Origin of the sequence: Salibacter sp. (genome assembly GCF_031581065.1) — a bacterium.
Classification (GTDB): Bacteria; Bacteroidota; Bacteroidia; order Flavobacteriales_G; family Salibacteraceae; genus Salibacter.
This window is the reverse complement of sequence record NZ_JAVLBN010000095.1, coordinates 1-1,788: the sequence shown is the minus strand read 5'-3', so window position 1 is coordinate 1,788 and position 1,788 is coordinate 1. Positions and strand designations below refer to the sequence as shown.

2 protein-coding genes are annotated in these 1,788 nt (G+C 33.2%); both read right to left on the bottom strand.

Annotation, left to right across the window (positions count from 1 at the left end):
* A partial coding sequence (locus tag RI557_RS11615) for a hypothetical protein (protein ID WP_310683935.1) occupies positions 1–1,321 on the bottom strand: 1,321 nt, incomplete at its 3' end.
* A gap of 137 nt (positions 1,322–1,458) precedes the next feature.
* The coding region (locus RI557_RS11610) for a methylmalonyl-CoA mutase family protein (RefSeq protein WP_310683933.1) at positions 1,459–1,788 on the bottom strand (330 nt) is incomplete at its 5' end.

Genomic DNA, 1,788 nt, shown 5'->3' with positions numbered 1-1,788 from the left:
CTTTAAGGTATGAAATAGTTGTTTTAAAATACGACACTAATGATTTAGTGCCATTTAATGGAAACTCTCTATTAAAGATTACATCTCCGGTTTTAGCGTCACAAGAGAGTATCACACTTGTTTTATCGTAGTAAAAAGTGTAGGTGTTATAAGTTCTATGACCTGAACTCCCCATTGAAGATGAAGTAGTTCTTGTTTCAGTATCATAAAATTCAAGTGAAAAGAAGATTTCCCCATTTATAGAAGCCATATCAGCAACTCCCTTTGAGAATACCTCATATCGTTTATTCTTTTTTGAAATACCTTCAAAATCAAACGTATTAAAGTCTTTTCGGTTAAAATATTCCTGGCCATTGCGAGAGTAAAATGCTGTTACGTAACCATTATCGTAATCTTTTTTAAAAACCTTAGATTTTGTGAAATTATAATCTCCAGCGAGAAAAAAGCCATCTTCTGATGATATTATGTTTATGCCTGAATAGTCATATAACTCTTCTTCCGGAAGTGCAATCCTTGATATCATAGATCCATCATAGTCATAAAGCAACAGGTTTGTGACTTCTTTATCTTTTAAGATATTTTTATCATGGTAGGTATCTAAAATTGCAATTAAATCTTCCTTTTTATTTACTTCAATTTTATAATCATGCTTCTTTGCCTTTCTATTGCTGACACCACTTGCTAAGGGAATGAATTCAATTTTTTCTGCTACATAATCAACAACCAGGACTTCTTCAGACGATTTAGAACTCAAAAACTTTGGCTCTTTCAAAATTCTAACGAATAAATTCCCTTCATCAATTTCAACTTGCCTTAATGAAAACTTTGTTCCAACATCTAGAGATCTATTAACAAATCGATCCTCCTTTAAATCATAAGTCGTCACATTTAAATGCTTCTTTCTATGAGATAGAATAAATACTTTATCATCATTGTAAACCAACTTTATTGGAATAAAGGATCCATACAAAAAACGGTAAAACATAAACATGTAACCACTAGGCTTGTATTTAGACTTGAATGACTTTTTACTAATTGGAGTTTCGATCTGTTTTACAGGATCTTTGCCACCCTTGTATTGAAAGCCATACAAATAATACTCTCCTTCTAAGAAACCGTCATTTTCAAGTTGATTTGTCTTGTACTGACCTTTATTTTGTTTGTTGTAAAGATAAAAATGAAATATCCCGTGCTCTTCACAATCGACAACATACTCTCTTCTAAAATCAATATCTGGTTTATTGATTAGCTCTGAGTCCTGAGCAAAAACATAATGAGGTAAAATTATTAGTAAAAGAAATAGGGTTTTTAAAAAATTCATAGTGCAGTTTTAGATTTTAACAACTTTAACTGTGCCAAAATATAACTTTTTGAAAACCCTTGAAAATTTGCCAAAATCAAAAAAGTCCTTCCCGATAATTCGAGAAGGACTTCAATCTAAAAGATATTTAGAAAAACTTACATATTCCTGCGGTATTGACCTCCCACTTCAAATAATGCTTCGGTGATTTCACCAAGTGAGCAATATTTACAAGCTTCCATCAACTCTGCAAAGATGTTCTGGTTCTGAATAGCAGATTCCTGTACACGCTTGATCATTTCCTCAGATTTCGCTTTTTGACGATCTTTCAACGAATTAACCGTGTCGATTTGTGCTTCTTTTTCATCTTTAGTTGCACGGATGATCTCACCCGGAGTTACCGTTGGCGAACCTTCAGAACTCAAGAATGTGTTCACACCAATGATCGGGTAGTCGCCATTGTGCTTGAGCGTTTCGTAATAGAGCGA